Annotated in this window: 7 protein-coding genes; 6 read left to right on the top strand and 1 reads right to left on the bottom strand. The window is 66.9% G+C overall.

Annotation, left to right across the window (positions count from 1 at the left end; genetic code table 11):
- From ilvC to QZT59_RS17865, 5 genes are all read left to right on the top strand, one after another.
- Positions 1-875, top strand: an 875-nt coding sequence (ilvC, locus tag QZT59_RS17885; RefSeq protein WP_290819246.1) for a ketol-acid reductoisomerase, incomplete at its 5' end; no start/stop codon positions are given.
- A gap of 45 nt (positions 876-920) precedes the next feature.
- Positions 921-1,313: a hypothetical protein gene (locus tag QZT59_RS17880; protein ID WP_394348677.1), complete on the top strand. Its 393-nt coding sequence runs from the start codon at positions 921-923 to the stop codon at positions 1,311-1,313.
- Positions 1,310-2,761 carry a 3-isopropylmalate dehydratase large subunit gene (gene leuC, locus QZT59_RS17875; RefSeq protein ID WP_290819245.1) on the top strand — a complete coding sequence of 484 codons (1,452 nt, stop codon included), beginning with the start codon at positions 1,310-1,312 and terminating at the stop codon, positions 2,759-2,761. Before QZT59_RS17880 ends, leuC begins: the two co-directional genes overlap by 4 nt.
- On the top strand, positions 2,761-3,366 hold the full coding sequence (locus QZT59_RS17870) for a 3-isopropylmalate dehydratase small subunit 2 (RefSeq protein ID WP_290819244.1): 606 nt from the start codon (positions 2,761-2,763) through the stop codon (positions 3,364-3,366). Before leuC ends, QZT59_RS17870 begins: the two co-directional genes overlap by 1 nt.
- Before the next feature lie 150 nt (positions 3,367-3,516).
- Entirely contained in the window at positions 3,517-4,497 is a 981-nt protein-coding gene (locus QZT59_RS17865; RefSeq protein ID WP_290819243.1) for an isocitrate/isopropylmalate dehydrogenase family protein, read from the top strand.
- 69 nt (positions 4,498-4,566) lie between these two features.
- On the opposite strand, the gene QZT59_RS17860 is transcribed toward QZT59_RS17865, so the two are convergent.
- Positions 4,567-5,376 carry a type II CAAX prenyl endopeptidase Rce1 family protein gene (locus tag QZT59_RS17860; RefSeq protein ID WP_290819242.1) on the bottom strand — a complete coding sequence of 270 codons (810 nt, stop codon included), beginning with the start codon at positions 5,374-5,376 and terminating at the stop codon, positions 4,567-4,569.
- 199 nt (positions 5,377-5,575) lie between these two features.
- Between QZT59_RS17860 and QZT59_RS17855 the strand changes: the two genes are divergently transcribed.
- Positions 5,576-6,484, top strand: coding sequence for an NAD(P)-dependent oxidoreductase (locus QZT59_RS17855; protein ID WP_290819241.1), 909 nt, complete (start codon positions 5,576-5,578; stop codon positions 6,482-6,484).
- Positions 6,485-6,511 lie beyond the last annotated feature (27 nt).

Genomic DNA, 6,511 nt, shown 5'->3' with positions numbered 1-6,511 from the left:
CGGCCGAGGCGGACGGACTCCGCGTGACCACACCCGTGGAGGCAGCAGCCCAGGCGGACGTGGTGTCGATGCTGGTTCCGGACACGGTCCAGCCGGCCGTCTACGAGGCGATCGAACCGCACCTCGAGGCGGGTGACACGCTCCAGTTCGCCCACGGGTTCAACATCCACTACAACCAGATCCGTCCCCCCGAAGACGTGGACGTGACGATGGTCGCGCCGAAGAGTCCGGGACACCTCGTGCGCCGAAACTACGAGGCCGGTGAGGGGACGCCAGGGCTACTCGCAGTCTATCAGGACGCGACCGGCGAGGCGAAAGACGAGGCGCTGGCGTACGCGAAGGCGATCGGCTGTACGCGGGCGGGCGTCGTGGAGACGACGTTCCGCGAGGAGACCGAGACCGACCTGTTCGGCGAGCAGGCCGTCCTCTGTGGCGGCGTCACCGAACTCGTGAAAGCCGGCTACGAGACGCTCGTCGACGCGGGCTACAGCCCGGAGATGGCGTACTTCGAGTGTCTGAACGAACTCAAACTGATCGTCGATCTGATGTACGAAGGCGGGCTCGCGGAGATGTGGGACTCGGTCTCCGATACCGCCGAGTACGGCGGTCTCTCGCGCGGTGACGCCGTCGTCGACGACGATGTCCGCGAGAACATGGAGGAGGTCTTGGAGGCCGTTCAGGACGGCACCTTCGCGCGCGAGTGGATCGTCGAGAACCAGGCCGGACGCCCGAACTACAACCAGCTATACGAGGCCGAGCGGACCCACGAGATCGAGGAGGTCGGCGCGGCCCTTCGAGAACTGTTCGCCTGGGAGGGCGAGGAGGAGGAAGCCGAATCCGACCGCGAACGAGACAGGGTACAGGCTGACGACTGATCGGACACAGCACTGGCGACCGAACACCTCACACAACCTACACCAATGACCACGACCGACCCACACTCGAACCGACGACGCAACGACCGATCCGAGAACCGAGCGCGAACTGACAGCCCGGAGGATCGAACTGACAGCCCGGAGGGCCGAACGCGAACCGACCGCCAGACGATGGGCGACGTGAGCCACGTCCATCCCCACGAGCGGCGGACGGCGGGGCGGCTGTTCCACCGGGGACCGATGGTGGCCGCGGACGGTGGCGAACGCGACGCCGTCTCTGATTCGGACACACCGCCCGGACGACGGATGCGCGATGTCGATCACACCCCGCGTGACGGCGAGAGCGCGAACCGCGTCTTCGAGCGAGGGGACGAACACCGCGGCGAGGACGTCGTCGCCGCCGAAGACGACACCGAGGGAGACGACGACGAGAGATGAGCAAGGGGACGCTCTACGACGCGGTCTGGGAGCGCCACAAGGTGGCCGATCTCCCGACCGGACAGGACCAGCTGTTCATCGGTCTCCACCTCATGCACGAGGTGACGAGTCCGCAGGCGTTCTCGATGATCGAAGAACGCGGCTACGACGTGGCGTTTCCCGACCGAACGATCGCGACGACCGACCACATCGTCCCGACGACGCCGGAGGGACGGGAGCGACCGCTCGCCGACGAGCAGGCCGAGACGATGCTCGCAGCGCTCGAACGGAACGTCGAGGAGTACGGGATCACGTACTTCGGTCTCGACTCCGAACGGCAGGGAATCACCCACGTCGTCGCCCCCGAACTCGGGCTGACCCAGCCCGGCATGACGGTGGCCTGTGGCGATTCACACACGAGCACCCACGGCGCGTTCGGCGCGATCGGCGTCGGAATCGGCACGAGCCAGCTTCGCGACGTGCTCGCGACCGGCTGTATCGCCGCCGAGAAACAGCGGGTCCGTCGGATCGAGGTGACCGGCTCGCTCGGCGACGGTGTCGCCGCGAAGGACGTGATCTTGAAGCTGATCGCCGAACTCGGCGTCGACGGCGGCGTCGGCTACGTCTACGAGTACGGCGGTGAAGCGATCGAATCGCTCGACATGGAGGGACGGCTCGCCGTCTGTAACATGTCGATCGAGGGCGGCGCTCGCGCGGGCTACGTCAATCCCGACGAGACGACCTACGAGTACCTCCGCGGCCGCGAGTACGTCCCCGACGGCGAGGCGTTCGACGAGCGGGTCGCATACTGGGAGTCGATCCGATCGGACGACGACGCCGAGTACGACGACGTCGTCGAGATCGACGCGGACGGTCTCGCGCCGATGGTGACGTGGGGAACCAACCCTGGACAGGCCGTCGAGGTCGATCGGCCCGTCCCCGATCCGCGCGACCTCCCCGACGGCGAGCGCGAGGCGGCCGAGCGTGCCCAGGAACACATGGGCGTCGAACCCGGCGAGCCGATGCTCGGCGCGAGCGTCGACGTGGCCTTTCTCGGCACCTGTACCAACGGGCGCGTCTCGGACTTCGAGACCGCAGCGAGCGTCCTGGCCGGTCGCGAGGTCGCCGACGGCGTGCGTGCGCTCGCGGTACCGGGATCCGGCACGGTCAAACGCGAGTGCGAGGAGCGGGGACTTGACGAGATCTTCCGGGAGGCCGGCTTCGAGTGGCGTGAGGCGGGCTGTTCGATGTGTCTGGCGATGAACGACGATTCGCTCGTCGGCGACGAACTGTGCGCCTCGTCCTCGAACCGCAACTACGTCGGTCGACAGGGTTCGAAGGACGGCCGAACCGTTCTCATGTCCCCGGTAATGGTCGCGGCCGCGGCGGTCGAAGGCGAGATCGCGGACGCCCGCGAGTTGCTCGACGGCCCGGATGGCGGGTCGCCCGCAACGGGGGTGGCCGACTGATGGCCGGCGTCGAGGAACTGCAGGTCAGGCGAGTCGGCGGAACGGGCGTGCCGATCCGTGGCGACGACGTAGACACCGACCAGATCCTGCCGGCGCGCTTCTTAAAGGAGGTAACCTTCGAGAACATGGCCGACTACCTCTTCTACGACGCGCGCCGTGACGAGGACGGCACGTTGAACGACCACCCGCTCAACCGCTTCGAGGGGGCACGGATCATGGTCGTCAACGACAACTTCGGCTGTGGCTCCTCCCGAGAACACGCCCCGCAGGCGATCGACCGGTGGGGGATCGACGGGATCGTCGGCGAGTCGTTCGCGGAGATCTTTCAGGGCAACTGCGAGTCGCTCGGTCTCCCCGCGGCGACGGCCGATCCCGACGAGGTGGCCGCGCTCCAGGACTGGATCGACGAGCATCCCGACGGCGAGATCGCTCTCGACGTGGAAGAGGAAACGCTCTCGTACGGGGATCGTACGGTCGCCGTCGAGATCGACGACGCGATGCGGGAGGCGCTCGTCGAGGGCATCTGGGATACGACCGCCCTCATGCGCTCGAACCTCGACGCAACCCGCGAGACGGCCGCAAAGCTGCCGTACGTGGACGGCTGAGTTCGATTCTGTACCCCGCCGACTGAATTTCTGCGTCCCTCGGTTCTCTCGATCCGCGACCGAGTCACCGCCCACGGATCGGTTGTTCGTCACCGTCCGCCGCCGGTCAGATCGACACCCTCTTTTCCCGGAGACCGTCCACGTAGAGCAATGACTCACGAGATCGCGGTCATCCCCGGCGACGGGATCGGACAGGAAGTCGTTCCCGCGGCCGTGCGCGTGCTGCGAGCCACCGACGCCGACCTCCGATTCGTGGAGGCGGAGGCCGGTGACGCGGTCGCCGAGCGAACCGGCGACCCGCTCCCGAATGCGACCCGCGAGGCGGTCGCGGCAGCGGACGCAACGTTGCTCGGCGCGGCAGGCGAAACCGCAGCCGACGTGATCCTCCCGATCCGGGAACTGGTCGGCTCGTTCGCCAACGTCCGGCCCGCACGAGCGTATCCGGGCGTCGACGCCGTCCACCCCGACACCGACCTCGTCATCGTCCGCGAGAACACACAGGGCGTCTACGCGGGCATCGAAAGCGAGATCGCACCGGGCGTGACGACCTGCACGCGGGTGATCACCGAGGACGCGTCGCGTCAGATCGCCGAGTTCGCCTTCGAGTACGCCGCCGAGAACGGCCACGACGCGGTGACGGTCGTCCACAAGGCGAACGTGATGCGGACCACCGATGGCCTGTTCCGCGAGGTGGCGTTCGAGGTCGGCGCGGAATACGATCTTGCCGTCGAGGAGGTGCTGATGGACGCGATGGCGACCCATCTCGCGCTCGATCCCACCCAGTACGGCGTCGTTCTCACCCCGAACCTCGCCGGCGACGTGCTCTCGGATCTCGCGGCCGGCCTCGTCGGTGGGCTGGGGTTACTCCCGAGCGCGAACGTCGGCGACGACGGCGCGATGTTCGAACCCGTTCACGGGACGGCCCCCGACATCGCCGGAGAGGGAATCGCCAACCCGGCCGCGACGATCCTCTCGGCGGCGATGCTGCTCGAACACCTCGGGTACGACGGGGAGGGAGCGCGGGTTCGGGACGCGGTCGAGACAACCCTCGAAGACGGGCCGCTGACGCCCGATCTCGGTGGCGAGGCCTTTACCGACGAGGTGGCCGACGCCGTGATCGAGCGGCTGTGAGTCGGAGCCGGGATCACGGTGGGCGTCAGCGGCCGTGTGACAGCGGTCGCGAAGCGAATCCCCGCCCGTTCACGCGATCGGTTTGAGGGTCGGGTTCGGAACCATCGACCGTCCGTAGCGGAGCACCAGCGCGAGGACGATCAGCCACCACAACCCGGCACCAATGAGCGGAATCACCGGTGAGCCGGTCAGGACGCCGCCGGACGCCTCCAGAGCGGCTCCGAGGTTGACCGCGCCGTGCATTACCATCACCGGCAGCACGGAGCCGTCGGTGACGTTCGCGAGCGCCGCGAACACCGTCGACGCACCCAGGGCGAACGCGGTGTAGGCCGCGAACGCCCACGGTTCGAGCGAGTAGTTCGGATTGCCCGTCAAAAACAGGGGGAGGTGCCACAGCCACCAGAGCACGCCGATGCCGAGTCCGGCGGTCAGCACCGACACTCGGGCCTGTAGCCGCGGTTGGAGGACGCCACGCCAGCCGATCTCCTCGGTACCACCTAAGAGGAAGACGTTCAGCAGAATCCACACGGCCATCAGGTGAACCGCTGCCGGTGGCGCATAAACCAGTGATCCGCCGCCGAGCGCGGCGATGACCGGCTGAAGGTTGGAGATTATCAGGGGGATGAGGAGCGCGACGAGGAACAGCGCCGGTCCGAGCCGCCACCGGAGTCGCCGGGCGAACCACGCTCGAAGGGAACGCTCACTCGCCCCGATGACGACGAGCGCGGCCACCAGCGGCCCCCACACGCGGGGGACGTTGAACGCCAGTACGTCCCACAGATCGAAGACGAAAAAGAGCGCGTCCCATCCCCAGGTCCACCCGAACGTGATGGCGACGAACGCACCGAGTTGCTGCTGACGAATCCACCGCTGAATCATTGTCCGCGTTTCAGTATGTCTAGTGGTTAAATATTTTGAAATACGTTCCCAGTCAATACTCCGGCGAAACAAGCGGGACGGTTCCGGTCCGTCATCCCGCGACGTACCCCGTCGTGGGCGGGTGATCGGTTCGAGCGCGCCGTCGATCCACGTTCGCCGGTACCCCAGTTATTACCCGTTCGCCGTCGCAGTGGAGGACATGTCATCCACAACGGTCGGCTTCGTCGGCCTCGGAATCATGGGACTGCCGATGGCGAAGAACCTCGTCGACGCTGGGTATCGCGTCGTCGGACACAACCGCTCTGACGAACCGGTCGAGGAACTCGTCGAGTACGGCGGGGAGGACGGCGGCTCTCCCGCTGGCGTCGCCGAGGCGAGCGACGTGGTGTCGCTGTGCCTTCCGGACTCCCCCGACGTCGAGAACGTCGTTCTCGGGGCGGGCGCAGAATCGGACCCGGTGATCGACGGTCTGAGCGAGGGAATGACCGTGATCGATCACTCGACGATCTCGCCGACGGTGGCCGAGTCGGTCGCAGCGGAGTTGGCGGACGTGGGCGTCAACCTGCTCGACGCGCCGATCTCCGGGGGAGATGAGGGTGCGATCGAGGGGACGCTCTCGATCATGGTCGGCGGCGATCCCGATGTCCTCGACGAGCACCGGGACGTGCTCGAAGCGGTCGGCGAGACGATCACTCACTGCGGACCGAACGGCGCGGGACAGACGACGAAGGCGTGCAATCAGATCGTCGTCTCCGCACAGATGGTTGCCGTGAGCGAGGCGCTCGTGTTCGCCAGCAAGGCCGGAGCGGACCTCGAAGCCGTCGTCGAGGCGATCAGCGGCGGCGCGGCGGGCTGCTGGACGCTCGACAACCGCGCACCGAACATGATCCATGGCGACTTCGAGCCGGGGTTTTACGCCGAGTACCAGTACAAAGACCTCCGAATCGCCACGGACGCGGGTGAGGCGTACGAATCGCCTATGCCGCAGACCGAACTCGCCCACGAACTCTACAAATCGATGGTCGCGAACGGGATGGGGCGGGACTGCAACTCCGGCGTACTGCAGGTGGTAGAGATGCTGGCCGGCGACGAGGCGCGAGTGGAGTAATTCCTCTCCAGCGCGACGGTTTCGAGT

It is taken from the genome of Halovivax sp. (assembly GCA_007119345.1).
In the GTDB taxonomy this organism is placed as follows: domain Archaea; phylum Halobacteriota; class Halobacteria; order Halobacteriales; family Natrialbaceae; genus Halovivax.
The sequence above is the reverse complement of the archived record's forward strand: the minus strand, read 5'-3'. Positions and strand labels throughout refer to the sequence as shown.